Source organism: Herbidospora daliensis (assembly GCF_001570585.1).
GTDB classification, from domain to species: domain Bacteria; phylum Actinomycetota; class Actinomycetes; order Streptosporangiales; family Streptosporangiaceae; genus Herbidospora; species Herbidospora daliensis.
The window spans coordinates 627,612-646,983 of record NZ_BBXF01000002.1; the positions used below are offsets into that span (position 1 = coordinate 627,612).

At 69.6% G+C, this 19,372-nt stretch carries 22 protein-coding genes; 7 read left to right on the forward strand and 15 right to left on the reverse strand.

The window, feature by feature from the left end; all coding sequences use genetic code 11:
* Positions 1-2: 2 nt before the first annotated feature.
* From AW274_RS09250 to AW274_RS09265, 4 genes are all read right to left on the reverse strand, one after another.
* Positions 3-644, reverse strand: a complete 642-nt coding sequence (locus AW274_RS09250) for a response regulator transcription factor (RefSeq protein WP_062430639.1) — start codon at positions 642-644, stop codon at positions 3-5.
* A 51-nt stretch (positions 645-695) separates the two neighbouring features.
* A complete protein-coding gene (locus tag AW274_RS09255) occupies positions 696-1,181 on the reverse strand; it encodes a tryptophan-rich sensory protein (RefSeq protein WP_062430640.1) in 486 nt (161 codons plus the stop codon).
* Positions 1,182-1,235: 54 nt separating this feature from the next.
* Complete coding sequence (locus tag AW274_RS09260; RefSeq protein ID WP_062430641.1) at positions 1,236-2,549, reverse strand: extracellular catalytic domain type 1 short-chain-length polyhydroxyalkanoate depolymerase; 1,314 nt, start codon at positions 2,547-2,549, stop codon at positions 1,236-1,238.
* 96 nt (positions 2,550-2,645) lie between these two features.
* Positions 2,646-3,029: a helix-turn-helix domain-containing protein gene (locus tag AW274_RS09265; protein WP_062430642.1), complete on the reverse strand. Its 384-nt coding sequence runs from the start codon at positions 3,027-3,029 to the stop codon at positions 2,646-2,648.
* Between AW274_RS09265 and AW274_RS09270 the strand changes: the two genes are divergently transcribed.
* The gene (locus AW274_RS09270; RefSeq protein ID WP_198169106.1) at positions 3,028-3,765 is read left to right on the forward strand and encodes a methyltransferase domain-containing protein; all 738 of its coding nucleotides are present in this window, start codon (positions 3,028-3,030) and stop codon (positions 3,763-3,765) included. The genes AW274_RS09265 and AW274_RS09270 overlap by 2 nt on opposite strands.
* Positions 3,766-3,769: 4 nt before the next feature.
* On the forward strand, positions 3,770-4,591 hold the full coding sequence (locus AW274_RS09275) for a DUF72 domain-containing protein (RefSeq protein ID WP_062430643.1): 822 nt from the start codon (positions 3,770-3,772) through the stop codon (positions 4,589-4,591).
* On the opposite strand, the gene AW274_RS09280 is transcribed toward AW274_RS09275, so the two are convergent.
* The 4 genes from AW274_RS09280 to AW274_RS09295 form a co-directional block, all read right to left on the reverse strand.
* Positions 4,588-5,448 carry a hypothetical protein gene (locus AW274_RS09280; protein ID WP_062430644.1) on the reverse strand — a complete coding sequence of 287 codons (861 nt, stop codon included), beginning with the start codon at positions 5,446-5,448 and terminating at the stop codon, positions 4,588-4,590. The genes AW274_RS09275 and AW274_RS09280 overlap by 4 nt on opposite strands.
* Before the next feature lies 1 nt (position 5,449).
* Positions 5,450-5,926, reverse strand: a complete 477-nt coding sequence (locus AW274_RS09285) for a SigE family RNA polymerase sigma factor (RefSeq protein ID WP_062430645.1) — start codon at positions 5,924-5,926, stop codon at positions 5,450-5,452.
* 66 nt (positions 5,927-5,992) lie between these two features.
* On the reverse strand, positions 5,993-7,171 hold the full coding sequence (locus tag AW274_RS09290; protein ID WP_062430646.1) for an AI-2E family transporter: 1,179 nt from the start codon (positions 7,169-7,171) through the stop codon (positions 5,993-5,995).
* Positions 7,172-7,255: 84 nt separating this feature from the next.
* A complete protein-coding gene (locus tag AW274_RS09295; protein ID WP_157519942.1) occupies positions 7,256-7,807 on the reverse strand; it encodes a hypothetical protein in 552 nt (183 codons plus the stop codon).
* 144 nt (positions 7,808-7,951) lie between these two features.
* Between AW274_RS09295 and AW274_RS09300 the strand changes: the two genes are divergently transcribed.
* Entirely contained in the window at positions 7,952-8,482 is a 531-nt protein-coding gene (locus AW274_RS09300) for a peptidylprolyl isomerase (protein WP_062430648.1), read from the forward strand.
* Positions 8,483-8,589: 107 nt separating this feature from the next.
* Entirely contained in the window at positions 8,590-9,456 is an 867-nt protein-coding gene (locus AW274_RS09305) for a rhomboid family intramembrane serine protease (protein ID WP_062430649.1), read from the forward strand.
* A 75-nt stretch (positions 9,457-9,531) separates the two neighbouring features.
* Here AW274_RS09305 and AW274_RS09310 read toward each other — a convergent pair whose 3' ends face one another.
* Complete coding sequence (locus AW274_RS09310) at positions 9,532-9,780, reverse strand: cell division protein CrgA (RefSeq protein ID WP_030455197.1); 249 nt, start codon at positions 9,778-9,780, stop codon at positions 9,532-9,534.
* A gap of 167 nt (positions 9,781-9,947) precedes the next feature.
* On the opposite strand from AW274_RS09310, the gene AW274_RS09315 reads away from it, so the two are divergent.
* Genes AW274_RS09315 through AW274_RS09320 form a run of 3 tightly spaced genes read left to right on the forward strand, consistent with a single transcriptional unit; the run spans position 9,948 to position 11,349 of the window.
* Complete coding sequence (locus tag AW274_RS09315; RefSeq protein WP_062430650.1) at positions 9,948-10,565, forward strand: class E sortase; 618 nt, start codon at positions 9,948-9,950, stop codon at positions 10,563-10,565.
* Positions 10,566-10,622: 57 nt separating this feature from the next.
* Complete coding sequence (locus AW274_RS41175) at positions 10,623-10,778, forward strand: hypothetical protein (protein WP_198169107.1); 156 nt, start codon at positions 10,623-10,625, stop codon at positions 10,776-10,778.
* A gap of 4 nt (positions 10,779-10,782) precedes the next feature.
* Positions 10,783-11,349, forward strand: a complete 567-nt coding sequence (locus AW274_RS09320; protein ID WP_083973951.1) for an anthranilate synthase component II — start codon at positions 10,783-10,785, stop codon at positions 11,347-11,349.
* A gap of 78 nt (positions 11,350-11,427) precedes the next feature.
* On the opposite strand, the gene pknB is transcribed toward AW274_RS09320, so the two are convergent.
* From pknB to AW274_RS09350, 6 genes are all read right to left on the reverse strand, one after another.
* Positions 11,428-13,332: a Stk1 family PASTA domain-containing Ser/Thr kinase gene (pknB, locus tag AW274_RS09325; protein WP_062430651.1), complete on the reverse strand. Its 1,905-nt coding sequence runs from the start codon at positions 13,330-13,332 to the stop codon at positions 11,428-11,430.
* Positions 13,333-13,396: 64 nt separating this feature from the next.
* On the reverse strand, positions 13,397-14,743 hold the full coding sequence (locus AW274_RS09330) for a serine/threonine-protein kinase (protein WP_062430652.1): 1,347 nt from the start codon (positions 14,741-14,743) through the stop codon (positions 13,397-13,399).
* On the reverse strand, positions 14,740-16,203 hold the full coding sequence (locus AW274_RS09335) for a peptidoglycan D,D-transpeptidase FtsI family protein (protein WP_062430653.1): 1,464 nt from the start codon (positions 16,201-16,203) through the stop codon (positions 14,740-14,742). Before AW274_RS09335 ends, AW274_RS09330 begins: the two co-directional genes overlap by 4 nt.
* The gene (locus tag AW274_RS09340; protein WP_062430654.1) at positions 16,200-17,549 is read right to left on the reverse strand and encodes an FtsW/RodA/SpoVE family cell cycle protein; all 1,350 of its coding nucleotides are present in this window, start codon (positions 17,547-17,549) and stop codon (positions 16,200-16,202) included. Before AW274_RS09340 ends, AW274_RS09335 begins: the two co-directional genes overlap by 4 nt.
* A gap of 35 nt (positions 17,550-17,584) precedes the next feature.
* On the reverse strand, positions 17,585-18,895 hold the full coding sequence (locus AW274_RS09345; protein WP_062430655.1) for a Stp1/IreP family PP2C-type Ser/Thr phosphatase: 1,311 nt from the start codon (positions 18,893-18,895) through the stop codon (positions 17,585-17,587).
* Positions 18,892-19,365: an FHA domain-containing protein FhaB/FipA gene (locus tag AW274_RS09350; protein ID WP_030455205.1), complete on the reverse strand. Its 474-nt coding sequence runs from the start codon at positions 19,363-19,365 to the stop codon at positions 18,892-18,894. Before AW274_RS09350 ends, AW274_RS09345 begins: the two co-directional genes overlap by 4 nt.
* Positions 19,366-19,372 lie beyond the last annotated feature (7 nt).

Sequence of the window (19,372 nt, forward strand, 5' to 3'; positions counted from 1 at the left end):
CGTCAATCGCGCCGATCTGCCCTCATCCGGGCCGCGAGCGCCGCCGCCTGGGTCCGGCGCTGCATGTTCAGCTTGGCCAGCAGGTTGGAGACGTAGTTCTTGACGGTCTTCTCCGCCAGATACATGCGCTCGCCGATCTGCCGGTTCGTCAGCCCCTCGCCGATCAGCTCCAGGATCGTGCGCTCCTGCTCCGACAGCGTCCCCAGCGGGTCGGTGCGGGCGGCCTGGTCGCGCAGCCGGTGGAGCATCGACCGGGTGGTCTGCGGGTCGAGCAGCGACTGCCCGGCGGCGACCGTGCGGACCGCGCCCACCAGGTCGGAGCCGTGGATCTGCTTCAGCACGTAGCCCGCCGCCCCGGCCATCACGGCCTCGAAGAGCGCGTCGTCGTCGGCGTAGGAGGTGAGCATGAGGCAGGCCAGGTCGGGCACCTGACTGCGCACCTCACGGCAGACCTGCACACCGTCGCCGTCGGGCAGCCGTACGTCGAGGATCGCCACGTCGGGCCGCAGGGCGGGGATGCGCGCGGCCGCCGCGGCGGCGGTGCCCGCCTCGCCGACGACCTCGATGTCCTCCTCCGACTCCAGCAGCGCCGCCACACCACGCCGCACGACCTCGTGGTCGTCGAGCAGGAAGACACGAATCATGGGACGAATCTAGATACCCGAGGTCTCCAGGGGAAGGGACCTAAGCCCTCCCTACGAGTTGAGGCGGCCGAACTCGTAGCTCAGCGCGATGAGATAGGTCGTCCACGCCATGAACGGAAGTAGCAGCAGGGCCGCCATCTTGCTGTCGCGCCAGAAGACGAAGAAGCCGGCGAGCTGGAGCAGCAGGAAGATCGACGCCTCGACCGCGGCCACGTAGTGGAGGCGCAGCCCGAGCGAGAGGGGCGCCCACAGCCCGTAGGCGATCAGCAGGGCCACCCACCACCACAGGGCGAGCGGCCGGGCCTCCTCGTACCAGAGCAGACCGGCGATCAGGGCGATGGTGAGTGAGAGGAAGGCGAACATCGGCCCGTGCAGCCAGATGGGCAGCTCGAAGGGGGGACGCTGGAACTCCGCGAGCCCCGGCCGCGCGTTCTGTGCGATCACCCGGTTGTCGATCGCCGTCGCCAGCACGGCGAGCAGCGCGAGCACCAGCCCCGGCCAGCGCCGGAGCCAGTGGGTACGCGGGGGTTCACTCATGGTGACACCGTAACGTCCCGTAAAACGGCCCGGCCGGAACCGGGCCGTTTCCGGTCAGGCGACGGTGCAGGCGCTCCCGTTCAGCGTGAACGCGCCCGGCCGCGCGCTGTTGCCGGTGTGGTTGGCGTTGAACCCGAACGACTGGCTCCCGTTCACGGGGATCGTCGCGTTGTACGACATGTTGGTGGCCGTGACGTTCCCGCTGGCCGGCGAGACGGTGGCGTTCCACGCCGAGGTCACCGTCTGCCCGGAGGGCAGCGTGAAGGCCAGGTTCCACGAGCTGATCGGGCTGGTCCCGGTGTTGGTGATGGTCACGCCGGCCGTCAGCCCGGTGTTCCACGGGTTGACCGTGTAGGCCACCCGGCAGGGCCCGTTGCCGGGGGTGGGCGTCGGCGTGGGCGTCGGGCTGGGAGTGGGCGACGGAGAGGGTGACGGAGAAGGCGAGGGCGACGGAGAAGGCGAGGGTGAGGGCGACGGCTGGGTGCCGTCGAGGCCGAAGAAGCTGATCGCCATCGCGGCCTGGCCCGACAGCGGCAGGTTGTGGCCCACCCCCTGGAGGCTGATCGCCTCGACCTGGGTGCCGTAGCGGGTCCGCGTCCAGCCGGAGCGCGGGGTGTCGGTGGAGGTCGGCGTCTGCGACAGGCCGTGGACGTTGGTCCACTGCTTGATCTGCTCCCCGAAGTTCGGGTAGCGCAGCGTGGCGTCCTCGGTGCCGTGCCAGATCTGCATCCTCGGCCACGGCCCGCCGTAGCCGGAGTAGGCGCCGCGCACCAGGTCACCCCACTGCTGCGCACTCCTGATCAGCTGCCCGTTGGCGCACTGGCTGTTCCACGTCGACCCGCCCGTGGTGGCGAAGCAGGCGAACGGCACGCCCATGAACGCCGCCCCGGCCTTGAACACGTCGGGGTAGTCGCCGAGCAGCACGTTGGTCATCATGCCGCCCGAGGAGGCCCCGGTCGCGAAGACCCGGTTGGGGTCGGCGTTGTAGCGCGACTTCACGTAGTTGACCATCGAGACGATGCCCACCGGGTCGCTGTTGCCGTTGTGGGTGAGCGCGCCGGAGGAGTAGACGTCGAAACACTGGCCGCTGCGGGTCGCCGACGGGTAGATCACGATGAAGCCGTGGCGGTCGGCCAGCGAGGCGAACTCCGTGCCCGAGTAGAACGCGGGGCCGGTCCCGGTGCAGTAGTGCACGGCCACCAGGATCGCCGGGCGCTGGGCGACGTTGTCGGGGACGTACAGGTGCATGCGCAGGTTGGTGGGGTTGGTGCCGAAACCCGTCACCTCGACGAGCGAGGCCGCCTGAGCCGACCGCACGGGTATCAACCCCGCCGCGAGGATCAGGAGCGCGACCAGGAGTCGTTTCATGCTCTCCTCCGAACGTTCGAAATATATCGGAGAGTGATCCGAAATATTTCAACAGGCAACGTTCAGCACGGAGGAGATCCGCCCACCTGGGACGGGTCATGAAACATTCGGAAAGAGGTTCTTCCGGAAGACCGGACAGGTGGTGAAGTCATCGTGGGTACAGCGAAGCCCGCCCTCCAGGAAGTCGACCGCGGCCTGGATCTCGGCCATCCGCCGCTTCAGGTCGTCCTGGTGCCGCCTGATGATCGCCCGCCGATCCGACGGGACCGCGAAGAGCGCCCGGATGTCCGGGAGCGACAACCCCGCCTGCCGGGCCTTGACGATGACCGCCACCCGGAACCGGTCGTCGTCGCCGTACCGCCGCCGCCCGCCGGAGTCGCGGGCCGGCCGCAGCAGCCCTTCGGCCTCCCAGTGCCGCAGCACGTGGGCGGCCAGGCCGAACTCCCCGGCCAGCGTCCCGATCGCCACGCTTGACTTCATGTCGACATTAAGTCGCACGATGTTCGGCATGTCGAACACCGAGGTCATCGCCCTGCTGGACGAGATAGAGAAGCACCCCGACGCGGTCCGCGTCCGCGAGCGCACCTACGAACTGCTCGGCGCGGCGGCCGAAATCGTCGACGTCGGCTGCGGCGGCGGCCGGGCCGTCCACGAACTGGGCGCCCGCGCGGTCGGCGTCGACCACGACCCGGCCACAGTCGCCATCGCCCGCGCCCGCTACCCCGGGTCCCGCTTCCACGTCGCCGACGCCCACGCCCTGCCCTTCCCCGACGCGAGCCTCGACGGCTACCGCGCCGAACGGGTGATCCACGTGCTGGACGCCCCGAGGGCGCTGGCCGAGGCCAGGCGGGTGCTGCGCCCGGGCGGCCGGCTGGTCCTGGCCGGGCACGACTGGGACCTGTTCGCCGTCGACTCCTCCCTGCCCGAGGTCACCCGCCGTGTCGTGCACGCCCGCGCCGACCAGATCGCCGACCCGAGAGCCGCCCGCCGGGCCCACCACCTGCTGCGCGAGGCCGGTTTCGCCGACGTCGCCACCGAGGTCTTCGGCACCGTGGTCACCGGCCCCGAGGGCCTGCCGGTGGTGCTGAACCTGGCCAAGGACCAGGAGGGCGAGGAGATCGCCGCCTGGCGCGACGACCAGCGCCGCAGAGCGGCCGAAGGCCGCCTGTTCCTGGCCGTTCCGGTTTTCGTCACCTCGGGCCAGGTGATTGCATGACTCCATGCGTCTTGGCGTCGGATGTGCGATGTGGAACCAGAAGTCGTGGCCGTCACAGGGCCTGGCCGACTACGCGGCCTACTGCACCGCCGTCGAGGGCAACACGACCTTCTACGCCGTCCCGTCGCGCGAGACCGTCGAGTCGTGGGCCCGCCAGACCGGCCCCGACTTCCGCTTCCTGATCAAGCTCCCCAAGACCATCACCCACGAACGCCGCCTGACGGGCGCGGCCGACGAACTGCGGGCGTTCCTGCACACGATGGAGCCCCTCGGCCCCCGCAACCACGCCCTGTGGATCCAGTTGCCCGGCGGCTTCGGCCCGCCCGACCTCGGCGTCCTGGCGGCCTTCCTGCGCGGGCTGCCCACGGGCCACCGCTACGCCGTCGAGGTGCGCCACCGGGCCTTCTTCGACGACGAGCGGGCCGCCTCGGCCCTGGAGAAGGTACTGGCCGCCCGCGACGCCGAATGGGTGCCCTTCGACACCACGGTCCTGTTCGAGCGCCCGCCGACCTCCGACACCGAACGCGAGGCGTGGACGCGCAAGCCGCGCATGCCCAGGAGGGACCGCGCGCTGACCGCCCACCCGCTGATCCGCTACATCGGCCGCGACGACCCCGACCGGACCGTCGAGGGCTGGGCCTTCTGGGTGGAGAAGACCGTCGAGTGGCTGAAGGAGGGCCGCTCGCCGACGATGTTCGTGCACACCCCCGACAACGTCGACGCGCTCACCCTCAACCGGCGTTTCCACGAGGCGGTCAGGGCCCGCCTGCCCGAACTGGAGCCGCTGCCCGAGCCTCCCGAGACCGAGCCGCTGACCCTCTTCTAGAGCACCGACAGGTGCAGGCCCTCGCCGACGGCGTACAGGTCGAAGAGCCGCAGCGTCGCGGCGTCGTCGGCGCACAACGTCACCCGTTCCGACTGGCGGCTCACGGCGTCCAGGCAGGCTCCGGCGCGGGAGACGCCCGACCCGATCCGCACCGTCACGGGCCGGCCGTGGAACGTGTAGTGCACCCGCTGCTCCCAGGACCTGGGCGCGGTCTCGGCGCCGAGCCTGACCACCTCGATCCGGTCGAGCCGCCACCCTTCGGGCAGCAGCGTGTCCGCCGCGTACGACCTCGCCCGCTGGACGACCGTCAGCTCCGACGCGACGCGGTGCAGCACGCCGCGCACGCCCGGCTCCTCGAGTTCGTTCGCGCCGGCCTGGACCCAGGTGCCGTCGGGCATGCGCCAGCGCAGCCAGTCGTCCTGCCAGAACGCCGGGTTGCCGTTCACCGGCGGCGCCGCCTCACCGCTCCCCGGAGGCACCAGCAGGTCGAGCAGGATCGCCGACTTGGGCTGGTCTCCCGACTCGTAGATCGCCGCGCGCTCGTCGTCGACGTCGTAGATCGACAGGCTGCCGCCTCCGCGCCTGACCGACTCGGGCAACCAGCCGAAGACGGGATAGCGGTCGAGGACCACGCCGCGGGTGATCGAAGGACCGGCGACGGTGTCCGCTTCCCGGTCGGCCGGGTTGATGAACACCGCCAGCGCCCCCGCGAGCGCCAGTGCCCCCGCCAGGCCGCCGGCCCGCCGCGCCCGCCGCCGTCTCCGCCCGCCGCGCACGGCCGCGCCGACGTCGATGGTGGTGTGCGGGGGCGGGTCTCGTACCAGATCATGAAGTTGCGCGGTCAGCCCGTCGGACACGTCAGACCCTCTCCAGGTTCCTGCGCAGCGTCGCCAGCCCCCGCGAGGCCTGGCTCTTGACGTTCCCGGGCGAACAGTTCATCGTCCGCGCCGCCTCCTCGATCGACAGGTCGCAGTAGTACCGCAGCACCACCGCCGCCCGCTGCCGCGGCGGCAGCGCGTCGAGGGCGGTCTGCAGGTCGAGAGCGGTCTCCAGGTCCTGTACGGCTACCGCCTCGTCCGTCCCCGTCCACGGCACCACCCACCGCGCCCAGAACCTCCGACGCTCGGCCAGGAACTCGTTCACGAGCACCGCCCGCGCGTAGCCGTCGAGGTTGCCGGCCTGTCTCGCCCGCTTCCAGTGCACGAACAACTTCGTGATCGCCGCCTGGACCAGGTCGTCGGCCTGGTGCCAGTCGCCGCACAACAAATAGGCCACCCTGCGTAACCAGGGCGACTTCGCCGTGGCGTACTCGATGAACTCGGCGTCCGCCGCCATCAGGTGCCCTCCCGGGGATGCCGTCACATCTCTGATGGCCCGAACCCGCGGAAAGGTTGCACGGCTCTAGAGCTTTTCCTGCCGGGGCAGGACCACCTCCCGCAGGATCAGCAGCAGGGCGGCGGCCAGCGGGATGCCCAGCAGGGCGCCCACCACGCCGAGCAGCGCGCCGCCGAGCAGCGCCCCGATGATCGTCGCGATCGGCGGCACGTCGACCGACGACTTGAAGACCCTCGGCGAGATGATGTAGTTCTCGATCTGCTGGTAGATCACGAAGAAGACCACACAGGCGATGCCGACGGGCAACGAGGTCAGCAGGCCGACCAGGGAGGCCACGGCGGCCCCGATGACCGCGCCGACCATGGGGATCAGGTCGGTGATCGCCACGAAGATGGCCAGCGCCAGGGCGTAGGGCACCCCGGCGATGCTCAGGAAGATGAACGTCACGATGCCGGCGATCAGCGAGATGATCAGGTTGCCGCCGACGTAGCCGCCGATCTGCCTGATCACCTCGTCCACGAGCTTGGTCACCCGCTCGCGCCGCGAGCGCGGCACCAGGCGGTAGCCCGACTCCTTGATCGTGTTCAGCGACCCGAGGAAGTAGAGCGTCAGGACCAGCACGGTCAGGAAGCTGAACACCGCGCTGATCACCACCCCGGCCACGCCGAGGAGCCCGCCGAAGAGCTGGGTGGCCAGGTCGCCGCTGGTGACGTACTGCGTCAGCTTGTCGAGGACCTGATACTCCTGGTCGAGCGACCGGATCAGGGGATGGTTCTGGAGCTGCTGGACGAGCGTCGGCACGTCCTGGATGAACCCGGTCGTCTGCTCGGTGAGGGCGGGCACGATCGACACCGCGAAGATCGCGAAGAACGCGATCACCCCGACGAACACGATGGTGATCGCCCAGATGCGGGCCATGCCCCGGCCGTGCAGCCACTCGACGGCCGGGTTGAGCCCGATCGCCAGGAACAGCGAGACCACGATCAGGACCAGGACCGACCCGGCGGCGGCCATCATCTGCACCAGCCACCAGGCCGTCAGCACGCCCAGCGCGGCCACCAGGCCGAACATGAACGGGTTGTTGCCCATGGGCTTGCCGGGGCGGCCGAACGGCAGCTTGTGCTCGCCGGTCGACTCGGTCCGCGGCGGAGGCGGGGGCGCCGGTTCGGCTACGGCGCCGATGGGAGCGTGTGCGATGGGCGTCTCGACGGGCGAGGGCCCGGAGGAAACGGATTTGTCCGTCACGAGAGCCAAGACTGCCCCAAACGTGCCCTCATACACAAAGAAGCCGGCGCCCGATCATGGGCACCGGCTCCTCCGACCTGGGCCTCAGGACATGCGGTTCTGCATCTCGTCGGCCTTCTGCTCCATCGTCTCGCCCGCCTGCTGGGCGCGGTGCCGCACGTGCTCGACCTTGCCGCGGACCGCCTCCTTGGTGTCGGACATGGTGTCCGCCCACTGCCGGGCGTTCCGCTTGTAGAGCGCGAAACCGATCGCGCCCATGGCCAAACCGCCCATCAGCACCATCATCGGCATCCGGCTGCGCCGGCGCATCGGCGGCGCCGGGTCGATCCGCCGCGCCATCTCGGCCATCATCGCGGCCACCCTCGGCGCGATGTGCTCCTCGAACGACACCGCCGCGTGGTCAAGCCGCGGGGCGGCCCAGTAACGGGCGTCCTCGAACCGGCTCGACGCGACGTCACGGGCGCTGCCCGCGTAGTCACGCGCGTTGCCGGCCATGCCGATCGCGCTGTCACGGGCCATGCCGGCCATCGGGCCGACCCTGTTGGCCGTGCGGTACGCCGAGTGTTTCGCCCGGCTAGCCCACGTTTCTGGATAGTCGAGCGCGGCGCGCGCCTTCTTCTTCATTGTCCGGGACACGACAACCTCCCCTGTCGAATTGGGGCCCCGAAGCGTCACCTTCCCGGCGGAATGCCCCTCAATCATCACCAGGGGCGCTCCGGACGATCGCTACCCTTGCCCTTGGAAAACATCGAGTCTGTGACACAAAGGGGGCGGCCTCGCATGGCTGAGAACCTCATCGCGACCCTGAACACCAACCGGGGCACGATCAAAATCAAGCTTTGGCCGAACCAGGCGCCGAAGACCGTCCGCAACTTCGTCGAGCTCGCCGAGGGCACCCGGGAGTGGACCCACCCCGAGACCGGCCAGAAGACCAACGCCAAGCTCTACGACGGCACCGTCTTCCACCGCGTGATCGCCGGGTTCATGCTCCAGGGCGGCGACCCGCTGGGCCAGGGCATCGGCGGCCCCGGCTACGACTTCGACGACGAGATCCACACCGAGAACCAGTTCGACCGCCCCTACCTGCTGGCCATGGCCAACGCGGGCAAGCGGTTCGGCAAGGGCACCAACGGTTCCCAGTTCTTCATCACCGTCGCCAAGACCCCCCACCTCAACCAGGGGCACACGATCTTCGGCGAGGTCATCGAGGGCACCGAGGTGGTCGACGCGATCGCCGTCACCGACACCGACGGCCGCGACCGGCCGATCAAGGAAGTCGTGCTGGAGTCGGTCGTCATCGACCGGGTCTGATCGCCCGCGGCGAAGGCGCCCCACGGTGGGCGCCTTCGCCGTTTCCTTGTGGCAGGCTGGGGTGAGGCCCCTCCGGAAGGACCCCATTGACCACCCAGCCTCCCTCGATGGAACCGGGCTCGGCGGCGGTGCCCACCTGCTACCGGCACCCCGAGCGCGAGACCTACGTCCGCTGCCAGCGGTGCGACAAGCCCATCTGCCCCGACTGCATGCAAGACGCGGCGGTCGGCTTCCAGTGCGTCGAGTGCGTCCGCGAGGGCAACAAGGGCGTCCGGCAGGCCAAGGCCCAGTTCGGCGGCGGCCACGTCACCGTGCCCCGGGTCACCTGGGCGCTGCTGGGCCTCAACGTGGTGGCCTACCTGGCCGAACTGGTGCTCGGCAACGAGTTCGTCGATCAGTACGCCACCTCGCCGTTCCACATCTTCAACGGCGAATACTGGCGGCTGATCACCGGCGCCTTCCTGCACTCCCGGCCCACGTCGGCCTTCGCGATCACCCACATCCTGTTCAACATGTGGGCGTTGTGGGCCATCGGCCCGGAACTCGAACGCCGCCTGGGCCACGCGCGGTTCGCCGCGCTCTACCTGACCGCCGCGCTGGGCGGCTCGGTCGCCGTCTACCTGTTCAGCGCCTTCTCGGCGGTCGGCGCCTCGGGCGCCATCTACGGCCTGTTCGGCGCGATGTTCGTCATGGCCCGCCGCCTCGGCTACGACGCCCGCGGAGTGCTCTGGCTGATCGGGATCAACGTCTTCGTGACCTTCGTGATCCCCGGCATCAGCTGGCAGGGCCACCTGGGCGGCCTGGTCGTGGGCGCGCTGGTGGCGGTCATCTTCGCCTACGCGCCCGAACGCAACCGGTCGGTCATCCAGTGGGCAGGCGTGGCGGCGGTGCTGCTCGTGCTGGTGCTGACGGTCTTCCTGGCCGACCCTTACGCGCTCATCGCCGAGCTGGAGCGACGGTTCGGCCCCCAGTGAACGAATAACGGGCTGATGCTTCCCCAGGCTGTGGAAAAACCTGTGGAAAGTGTCAGCCCGTCGTCGTGAACCCGGCTAGCGCCACTTGGTGGAGAGAACCACACCGAAGATGATCAGGGCGAACCCGATCGCCAGGTTCCAGTTGCCGAGGGGCTCGAACACCGGGCCCGTGCGACCGACGATGTAGTAGGCCGCGATCCAGCCGATGCCGAGAATCCAGGACGCCACCATCACCGGCGCGAGCCAGCGGGGGCTCACCTTGACCGTCGTCGTCTTCTGCGGCGGGGTGTAGACGGCCTTCTTGCGAACCTTCGAGTTGGGCACGGGAGTCTCCTGATGGTCACCCGCGCTCGATGCGGGTCTGGCAGTAAGCGTAGTCGCTAAGAATAGACGCCGACGTCCCCGAAGGGCGATTCCCCTTTCCATCGGGCGTCCGCAAACAATAGGTCAACACCGGGGATCTCGGGCACCCCCGCTTCTACGGTGGCCCGGTGAGGGCGATCCTGCGGACCATCGGTGAGCTCAGCATCACCCTGGGTGTCGTGTTGCTGCTCTTCTGCGCCTACCTGCTGTGGGGCACCAGCGCCTACACCGAACGCCACCAGCGCATCCTTCAGCGGCAACTCGAGGCCGAGCAGGCCGCCAAGCCCCTCGGAAAGGTCGAACTCGGCGGCGCCGTGGCCCTCATCCGGATCCCCCGCCTCGGTGCAAGTTACAAGTACGCCATCGTCGAGGGCGTCGAGGACGAACACCTCCGCCAGGGCCCCGGCCATTATCCCGGCTCGGCCCAGCCGGGCGAGGTCGGCAACTTCGTCGTCTCGGGCCACCGCACCACCTACGCCGCCCCGTTCAACCGCATCGACGAACTCAAGAAGGGCGACCCCATCGTGGTCGACGCCCGCGAGGCCCGGTACACCTACCAGGTCACCGGCACGAAGATCGTCGAACCCACCGAGGTCGACGTGATCGAGCCCGTCCCCGGCCACCCCGGCAGGAAGGCCGAGAAGGCCGTGATCACCCTCTCGACCTGCCACCCCGAATACTCGGCCCGCCAGCGCCTCATCGTCTTCGGCACCCTGAGCAAGACCGAGGAACGCGACGTCATATAGCGGTCGCGGTCGGCCGTGGCTCGCGCCCGGAAAGCCGCCCAGACATCAGGAGAGCTCGTGTATGCCTTCATCTGGCGCCACCTGCCCGGCAACCTCGCCGCCAAGCTGGCCGGCACGCTCCTGCTGCTCGTGCTGGCCGGGCTCGCCCTCTGGTACGGCGTGTTCCCCTGGCTGGAGCCGCGTGTCGCCCTTGACGAGGTGACCGTAGGGTGAGCAGGTGCGCATTCTGGTCGTCGACAACCATGACAGTTTCGTGCACACCATCGTGCAGTACCTGCGGGTCCTCGGCGCCGACTGCGACGTCCGGCCCCGCGACGACGTAGACGTCGGCGACGCCGGCGGGTTCGACGGGGTGCTGGTCTCACCGGGCCCCGGGGCTCCCGAAGACGCCGGGGTCAGCGTGCCGCTGGTCCACTGGTGTGCCGCCCGGCGGGTGCCCTATCTGGGCGTCTGCCTGGGCCATCAGGCCCTGGCCGTGGCCTACGGTGGCGAGGTGAAGCAGGCCCCCGAACTCCTCCACGGGCGCACCAGCCCGATCGCCCACGACGGCCACGGGGTCTTCGAGGGGCTGCCGAGCCCGGTCACCATGACCCGCTACCACTCGCTGGCGGTCGTGCCGGAGACCGTGCCCGGGGAGCTGGCCGTCACCGCGACCACCCCGGACGGGGTGGTCATGGGACTGCGGCACAGGTCGGCGCCCCTGGAAGGGGTGCAATTCCACCCAGAGTCGGTCCTGTCCGAGCATGGCTCACAATTGCTCGGAAATTGGCTCAGAAACCTGTAACGCGGCGGGGGCTGTAACCGAAGTCACAGTGAGGGTTTCCGCCATTGCCCCCGAGTGGCGGAAACCCTTTCTGCTTTCCTACTGGCCGAACTCGCCGGTCCCGCCGTTGCCGCCCGTGTCGACGTCGACGCCGTCACCGGGGTTGTTCGGGTCGGTCGGGTCTTCGGTGCCGCCGCCGGGCGGGTCTTCGCTCGGGAAGTCGCCGCCCGGGTCTTCGCTCGGCGGGAACTGCGGCTGCTCGGTCGACGGGCCGCTGGAGACGACCAGCGTGATCGTCCGCTTCGGCTGCTGCTTCGACCCGCCTGCGGGGGTCTGGTCGATCACGATGCCCCGCGGGACCACGTCGCTCGGCTGCTCCGAGATGTTGACGTTGAAGCCCGCCTCTTCGAGCGTCTGGCGCGCGTCGTCGACCGTGAGCGTGGTGACGGTCGGGACCTCGATCAGCTCGGTCGGCAGCGTCAGCTTGACCCGGCTGCCCTTGTTGACCTCTTCACCCGCGGCGGGGTCGGACGCGATGACCGTGCCCTGCTTGCCCGAGGAGCCCTTGAACTCGACCGTGAACTTCAGCCCGGCCGCCTGGAGCTCGGCCGAGGCCTCCTCGCGGGTCTTGCCCACGACGTTGGGGACTGCGATGGTCTCGACGCCCTTGGAGACGAAGAGCTTGACCTCGGTGCCCTTCTGGATGTCCTCGCCGGCCGCCGGGTCGGTGCGGATCGCGCGGCCCTTGCGGTAGTCCTCGCTGAACTCCTCCTCGACCGAGACCTTGAAGCCCTCCTTGGTCAGCGCCGCCTCGGCCTCGGCCCTCGGCTGGTCTTCCACGATGGGGACCGGGATGGTCTCGACCTTGTCGCCCGAGTCGGTGGGCGCCAGGAAGGTGAGGCCGACCCAGACGAACGCGCCGATGATCAGCAGCGGGATGAGGATCCACGCGGCCGTCTTCGCGGCGGTCGCCCCGGCGCTGCTCTTCTGCCGGTGCCGGTCGCTGCGGCTGGTGCGCTCCTCGTCGCCGTATTCGTAGGCGGGGATGTGCCGGGTGCCCTGCGCCGGGACGGCGCCCTGGGCGCTCGTCATGGTGCGGGTGCGGTCGGCGCCGGCGATCTGGCCGTAGTTGGTGGCCAGGGCCATCGTCTGCGGGTCCATCGGCATGCCCTGCACGGCGCGCTGGAGGTCGGCCCGCATCTCGGCCGCGCTCTGGTAGCGCTGCACCGGGTCTTTGGCCATCGCCTTGAGGACGATGGCGTCGCACCAACGGGGGATCTCCGGGTCGATCCGCGACGGCGGGATCGGGTCTTCGCGGACGTGCTGGTAGGCGATCGCCACGGGGGAGTCGCCGGTGAACGGGGGCTGGCCGGTCAGCAGCTCGTAGAGCACGCAGCCGGTCGAGTAGATGTCGCTGCGGGCGTCGACGCGCTCACCGCGCGCCTGCTCGGGCGAGAGGTACTGGGCGGTGCCGATGACCTGGGCGGTCTGGGTCATGGTGGCGGCCGAGTCGGCCATCGCGCGGGCGATGCCGAAGTCCATCACCTTGACCTCGCCGTTGCGGGTCAGCATGACGTTGGCCGGCTTGATGTCGCGGTGGACGATGCCGCCACGGTGGCTGTAGTCGAGCGCCCGCAGGATGCCGTCGATCAGCTCGGCCGCGCGCTCGGGCATCAGCCGGCGGTCCTGGCGCAGCACGTCGCGGATGGTCCGCCCGTCGACGTACTCCATCACGATGTAGGGCACCGGGGTGCCGTCCATCATGTCCTCGCCGGTGTCGTACACCGCGATGATCGACGGGTGGTTCAGTGACGCCGCCGACTGTGCCTCGCGCCGGAATCGAGCCTGGAACGTGTGGTCACGGGCCAGGTCGGAGCGGAGGGTCTTGATCGCGACGATACGGTCGAGCCGGATGTCCCGGGCGCGATAGACCTCGGCCATGCCGCCACGCCCGACGACGCCGTCGAGTTCGTATCGACCGCCGAGTAGCCGTGGCTGAGTCATTTCCTGCACAGTCCCTTGCCGTTCATCGTGGGGTGCCGCCGTTGTCCATCATCGACCCCATACGTCATGGCGTCTCCTCGTTCGGGAGGGTCGTGGCGCTTGGGGAAGGTGAGGGCATTGTTGGAGTCTCACTGGGCGTCGGAGTCTCGCTCGGCGTCGGGGTCGGGGTGGGAGTCGTCGTGGTCGTCGGCGACGGCGCGGGGCTCCTGCTCGGGATCGCCGTCTTGACAACGGTAGCCGACGGCGTGGAAATAGGCCGGGCCGACGGCGCCGAGGGCGGCCGGCGCGTGGCCGGGACGAGGGGTGTCAGGGTGGCCCGCCTCGGCTGGTCGACCGGGGAGAACGTCACCTCACCACCGTCTTCGGGTGACCTCCCGGTCACCGTCTCCGGCTCGTTCGAAGTCGGTATGAATTGAATCGCCCCGAACCCGGCCGCCGCGGCCGCACCGACGGCGGCGACGACGAGGGCGGTCGTGCGACGCCCGTTCTGGGGCAGCGGCTTGGTCGACAGCGGCCCGCCCGACGGCGGGGCGCCCACCCGGTTGGTGATGACGACGCTCGGCCCGGTCAGGGTGCTCAGCGCCGCCTCCTGCGGCCCGGCCAGCGAGTCGCGCAGCACCATCGCCCGGTCGCCCAGCTCACGCGCGCTGCCGGGACGCCGTGCGGGGTCCTTCGACAGCAGGGCCATCACCAGCGCCCGTACGCCCTCGGGCACGTCGGCGGGCAGCGGCGGCGGCTGCTCGTTGAGGTGGAGCAGCGCCACGGCCACCTGGGTCTCGGCCAGGAACGGCGGCCGGCCGGTCAGGCACTCGTAGGCCACCACGCCCAGCGAGTAGAGGTCGGTCGAGGGGGTCAGCTGATGGCCCGACGCCTGCTCGGGGCTGACGTACTGGGCGGTGCCGAGGACCGTTCCCGTCGCCGTGACCGAGGCCGACTCGAGGGCCCGCGCGATGCCGAAGTCGGTGATCTTGATCAGCCCGGTGCGGGTGACCAGCAGGTTCCCCGGCTTGACGTCGCGGTGGATGACGCCCGCCTGGTGGGCGGCGTGGAGCCCGCGTGACGACTGCGAGACGACGTCGAGGGTGACCTCGGCGCTGAGCTTCCCGTTGCGGGCCAGGATCGCCGACAGCGGCTCTCCCGGCACCAGCTCCATCACCAGATAGGCGAGGTCGTTGGCCTCGCCGTAGTCGAAGACCTGGGCGATGCCCGGGTCGGCCAGCCCGGCGGTGATGCGGGCCTCGGTCCGGAACCGGTCGCGGAACGCCGGATCGGCGGCCACGTGGGCGCGCAGCAGCTTGACCGCGACCTCCCGGTGGAGGAGGTCGTCGGTCGCGCGCCAGACCTCACCCATTCCGCCGATGGCGATCCGGGAGGTCAGACGGTATCGGTTGCCGAGCAGGCCATGGCTCATTTCGCTTCGAGCACCGCCTGCATGACGTCACGCGCCAGCGGCGCCGCCGTGCCACCGCCGGTGGCGTCGTTGCCGGCGCTGCCGGCCTCGATGAAGACGCAGATGGCCGTCTGCGGGTCTTCGGCCGGAGCGAAGCCGATGAACCACGCGTGCGGGGCGGGAGCGTCGCCCGCCTCGGCGGTGCCGGTCTTGCCGGCCACCGTCACGCCCGGGATCTGGGCGCCGGTGCCGGTGCCGTTGGTGATGACCGAGACCATCATCTGCTTGAGCTCGTCGGCGACCTCGCCGCTCAGCGCCTCGGTGAGCTGTTCGCCCTTCAGCTCCTCGATGACGCTGCCGCCCGGGTCGGTGATCTTGTTGATCAGGGTCGGCTTCATCAGCACGCCGCTGTTGGCGATCGCCGAGGCGATCTGGGCCATCTGGAGCGGGGTCTGCTGGTTGTTGCGCTGGCCGATGGAGAGCTGCGCGAGCGCCGCCGTCTCCTCTTCGGGCCCGATCGTGGTGTCGGCGGTCGGCAGGTCGAACTGGATCGGCTCGCCGATGCCGAACTTGGCCGACTCCTCGCGCATCTTCTCCCACCCGAGGTCCATGCCCATCTGGCCGAATGGGGTGTTGCACGAGCGCTCCAGCGCGAACCGCAGCGTCACCTCGCCGCTGCCGCAGGCCGCGCCGCCGTAGTTGGGCAGGCCCGCCGTGGTGTCGGGCAGGTCGAGCACCTGCGGCGCCGGGACCGTCGTCTCGGGGTCGCGGCTGCGGTCGGCCTCGAGGAAGGCCGCCGCGGTGACGACCTTGAAGGTCGAGCCCGGGGGGTAGGTCTTCTCGGTCACCCGGTTGAGCAGCGGGTCGGTGTCGTCTTTGGCCAGCTTGTTGTAGGCCTTCGCCACGTCGCCGCGGTCGGGGATCGCCAGCTCGTTGGGGTCGTAGGTGGGCAGCGAGACCATCACCTGGATGGCGCCGTTCTTCGGATTGAGCGCGACCACCGCGCCGCGCTTGCCGCTCGCCCGCAGTTTGTCGTAGGCGACTTTCTGGGCGGCCGGAATGAGCGTCAGGTCGACGCTGGCGCCCTTCGGCGGCTTCTTGCTGACGAAGTCGATCAGGCGGCCGACGACCAGGTCGGGGTCGCTGCCGTTGAGGAGCTTGTTCTCGTTCAGTTCGATCCCGCGCGCACTCTCGGGTGCGAAGAAGCCCAGGACGTGGGCGTACATGCGTCCGTTGGGGTATTCGCGCTCGTAGCGGAACGTCTTGTCGCCGGTGTCGACGGTCTTGGCCAGGGTGGTCTTGCCGTCGTCGGCGGTGATCCAGCCTCGGTCGATCGCGTAGCGGGCGTAGAACGATCGTTGGTTGCGGTTGTCGGTGCTGTAGTCGCCGGCCTTGACGGCGCCCAGGTAGTTCACGTTGATCATGAGCAGGCCGAACATGACGATGCAGGCGACCGCCGCGCGTTTGAGGGTGCCGTTCATCGCGTGAACACCTGAGTGAGTCCTTCGTTCTGGATTGCCTGGGGCGGCGGGCGTCGTGCCGCGTCCGACATGCGTACCAGCAGGGCGATAAGGATCCAGTTAGCCAGCAGGGCCGAACCGCCCGCCGACATGAACGGGGTGACGAGTCCCGTGAGCGGGATCAGCCTGGTCACGCCGCCGACGATGATGAAGACCTGCCAGGCGAGGATGAACGACAACCCGCCCGCCAGCAGCTTCGAGAACGGGTCGCGAGCGGCCAGGGCGGTGCGCAGGCCGCGCTGGACGATGAGGGCGTACACCATCAGCAGCGCCATCAGCCCGGTCAGGCCGAGCTCCTCGCCGACGACGGCCATGATGAAGTCGGAGAACGACAGCGGGATCAGGTCGGGGAAGCCCTCGCCGAGCCCGGTGCCCAGGATGCCGCCGGAGCCGAACGCGAACAGGCCCTGCATGAGCTGGTAACTGCCGCCCAGCTCACGGTCGTAGTACTCGGGCAGCTCGGGGTGGAGCCAGACCTCGAACCGCGCCTGTACGTGGTCGAACAGCTGCCCCGCCAGCACGGCGCCGCCGATGAACAGCAGGATGCCGATGAGCACCCAGGAGGTGCGCTGGGTGGCGACGTAGAGCATCACGATGAACGTGCCGAACACCAGCAGCGAGCTGCCCAGGTCCTTCTGCAGGATCAGCACGCCGAGGCTGAGCCCCCACGTGGCCAGGACGGGCCCGAGGTCGCGGGCGCGGGGCAGGTCGATGAAGAGCAGCCGCCGCCCGGCCAGCGCCAGCACGTCGCGCTTGGCCACGAGGTAGCCGGCGAAGAAGATGACCAGCGCCAGCTTGGAGAACTCGGCCGGCTGGATGGTGAACGGGCCGACGCCGATCCAGATGCGGGCGCCGTTGATCTCGCGGCCGACGAACGGCAGCAGCGGCATGATCAGCAGCCCGAGGCCGATGAAGCCCATCGTGTAGGTGAGGCGCTGCAAGGCCCGGTGGTCCTTCAACACGATCAGGGTCGCGGAGAACATCACCACGCCGAGCGCGGTCCACATGAGCTGGTTGGTGGCCGAGGCGCCGCCCTGACCGGTCTGCTCGATCCGGTAGATGATCACCAGGCCGAGGCCGTTGACCAGCGTCACCAGGGGGAGCAGCAGGGGATCTGCCCAGGGGGCCCATTTCGCCAGCACGCCGTAGGCGGCGAACATCAGCGCGGCCAGGCCGAGGCCGTAGGTGAAGGTGCCCGAGGGGATCTGACCGTCGAGGCCGAGGCCGACGCTCGCGTAGGCGCCCATCACGACGACGATCGCGAAGGCGAGCATGGCGAGCTGAGCGCCCCGCCGCTTCGCGGTCATCGGGACGGCCGGGGCCTCCGCTACGGGTGCGGTGGTCACGACGGCGTTTCCGAGCTGTCGGCCGGCTGGTCGGCGGAGCTCTCGGTGGGGCTGGGGGACGCGTCGGGCGTGGGGCTCTCGGTGCCGCCGGTGAGCGCGGCGATCTTGGCCTTGCCGGCGTCGACGTCGTTGACCATGATCCCGCTCTGCACCTTGTCCTGTTCCACCTGTGGGAGAGCCGAGACCGACAGGTCGGAGGTGTGGACGACGTGCTTGAACGAGATGAAGCCCAGGTCGGCGTCGACCCCCTGGAACACCACCAGGCGGCCCTTGTCGGCGCCGACGTAGAACTGGTTCTGCGTCCACTGGTAGCCGAAGTAGCCCCCGGCTCCGAGGACTCCGACGACGACGACCAGTAACGTCGTGACGACCGGCCAGGTGCGCCGCTTGCGGGCGGCCCGGCGGCCGGAGACCGCGAGGGCCTCCGGCGCGGGTCTGTCGTCGAGGTCGAGGTCGACGATGACCGGCTGGGGCGCGGTCACCGTCGTGGCCCGGCCCGCCGGGTTGTCGGGCGGCGCCGAACGGACGCGTCCGGAACCGGCCGCCCCGACCACCGCCGCCGCGTGGCTGAGCGGCTGCACGTCGTCGGTCTCGATGACGTCGGCCACCACACAGGTGATGTTGTCAGGTCCGCCGCCGCGATTGGCCAGGTCGATGAGCTGGCGTACCACGTCGTCGGGATCGTCGATGGTGGAGAGCGTGTGATGGAGTGTCTCGGCGCTGACGACGGTGGACAGGCCGTCCGAGCACAGCAGGTAGCGGTCGCCGATCTGGGCTTCCCGGTCCTGCAGGTCGGGGTCGACCTCGCCGCTGCCGTCGAGGGCGCGCAGGAGGATCGAGCGTTGCGGGTGGTTGGCGGCCTCTTCCTGGGTGATGCGGCCGTCGTCCACCAGCGACTGCACGAGCGTGTGGTCGTGGGTGATCTGGTAGAGCTCACCGTTGCGCAGCAGGTAGGCCCGCGAGTCGCCCACGTGGACGAGCGCGAACCTGGTGCCGTTCCACAACATGGCGGTGAGCGTGGTCCCCATGCCCTTGAGGCTGGGATCGCGGGCCACCATCATGTGGAGCTGGTGGTTGGCGTCGCGGACCGCGGCCTCGATCGTGCCGACCAGGTCACTCCCGTAGGCGTCCCGGTCAAGGGACGACAGTGCGGCGATGGCGACCGAGGAGGCCACCTCACCGTGAGCGTGCCCGCCCATGCCGTCGGCGACGGCGAGCAGGCGGCCGCTGGCGTACGCCGAGTCCTCGTTTCCTTCACGGAGGAGGCCGACGTCCGAGCGGGCGGCGTATCGGAGTGCTGTTGTCATTTGCGCAATTCGATGACGGTCTTGCCGATGCGGATCGGAGTCCCGAGAGGCACCGGCGTCGGGCGGGTCACTTTGGAACGGTCGAGATAGGTTCCGTTGGTCGAGCCGAGGTCTTCCACGATCCACTGGCCGTCCTGGGGGAAGAGCTGGGCATGGCGGCTGGACGCGTAGTCGTCGCTCAGGACGAGCGTCGAGTCAGTGGCCCGGCCTATCGTGATCGGCTGTTCGGTGAGGTTGATGATGGTCCCTTGCAGGGGGCCACCTGTGACGACCATCTGACGTGGCTCCCCCCTCTTGGGCTTGGCAGGAATATTCTTCGCCGGTTTCGTGGGCAGCTTCCTGGGATTCGCGGAAGGAGCCGTTCGCGGACCGAACAAGTCTGTCCGGATCACGCCGACCGCGGCAATGACGAAGAACCAGAGCACCGCCAGGAAGGCGAGCCTGATCAGCAGCAGCGCGAGCTCGGACATGGACCGT

Bases quoted from the DNA above. Each gene is read 5' to 3' on its own strand.
- AW274_RS09255 (WP_062430640.1), bottom strand. From the start codon at position 1,181: ATGAGTGAACCCCCGCGTACCCACTGGCTCCGGCGCTGGCCGGGGCTG.
- AW274_RS09345 (WP_062430655.1), bottom strand. From the start codon at position 18,895: ATGACAACAGCACTCCGATACGCCGCCCGCTCGGACGTCGGCCTCCTC.
- AW274_RS09270 (WP_198169106.1), top strand. From the start codon at position 3,028: ATGTCGACATTAAGTCGCACGATGTTCGGCATGTCGAACACCGAGGTC.
- AW274_RS09260 (WP_062430641.1), bottom strand. From the start codon at position 2,549: ATGAAACGACTCCTGGTCGCGCTCCTGATCCTCGCGGCGGGGTTGATA.
- AW274_RS09335 (WP_062430653.1), bottom strand. From the start codon at position 16,203: ATGAACGGCACCCTCAAACGCGCGGCGGTCGCCTGCATCGTCATGTTC.
- AW274_RS09340 (WP_062430654.1), bottom strand. From the start codon at position 17,549: ATGACCGCGAAGCGGCGGGGCGCTCAGCTCGCCATGCTCGCCTTCGCG.
- pknB (WP_062430651.1), bottom strand. From the start codon at position 13,332: ATGACTCAGCCACGGCTACTCGGCGGTCGATACGAACTCGACGGCGTC.
- AW274_RS09275 (WP_062430643.1), top strand. From the start codon at position 3,770: ATGCGTCTTGGCGTCGGATGTGCGATGTGGAACCAGAAGTCGTGGCCG.
- AW274_RS09305 (WP_062430649.1), top strand. From the start codon at position 8,590: ATGGAACCGGGCTCGGCGGCGGTGCCCACCTGCTACCGGCACCCCGAG.
- AW274_RS09330 (WP_062430652.1), bottom strand. From the start codon at position 14,743: ATGAGCCATGGCCTGCTCGGCAACCGATACCGTCTGACCTCCCGGATC.
- AW274_RS09300 (WP_062430648.1), top strand. From the start codon at position 7,952: ATGGCTGAGAACCTCATCGCGACCCTGAACACCAACCGGGGCACGATC.
- AW274_RS09265 (WP_062430642.1), bottom strand. From the start codon at position 3,029: ATGAAGTCAAGCGTGGCGATCGGGACGCTGGCCGGGGAGTTCGGCCTG.
- AW274_RS09285 (WP_062430645.1), bottom strand. From the start codon at position 5,926: ATGGCGGCGGACGCCGAGTTCATCGAGTACGCCACGGCGAAGTCGCCC.
- AW274_RS09250 (WP_062430639.1), bottom strand. From the start codon at position 644: ATGATTCGTGTCTTCCTGCTCGACGACCACGAGGTCGTGCGGCGTGGT.
- AW274_RS09350 (WP_030455205.1), bottom strand. From the start codon at position 19,365: ATGTCCGAGCTCGCGCTGCTGCTGATCAGGCTCGCCTTCCTGGCGGTG.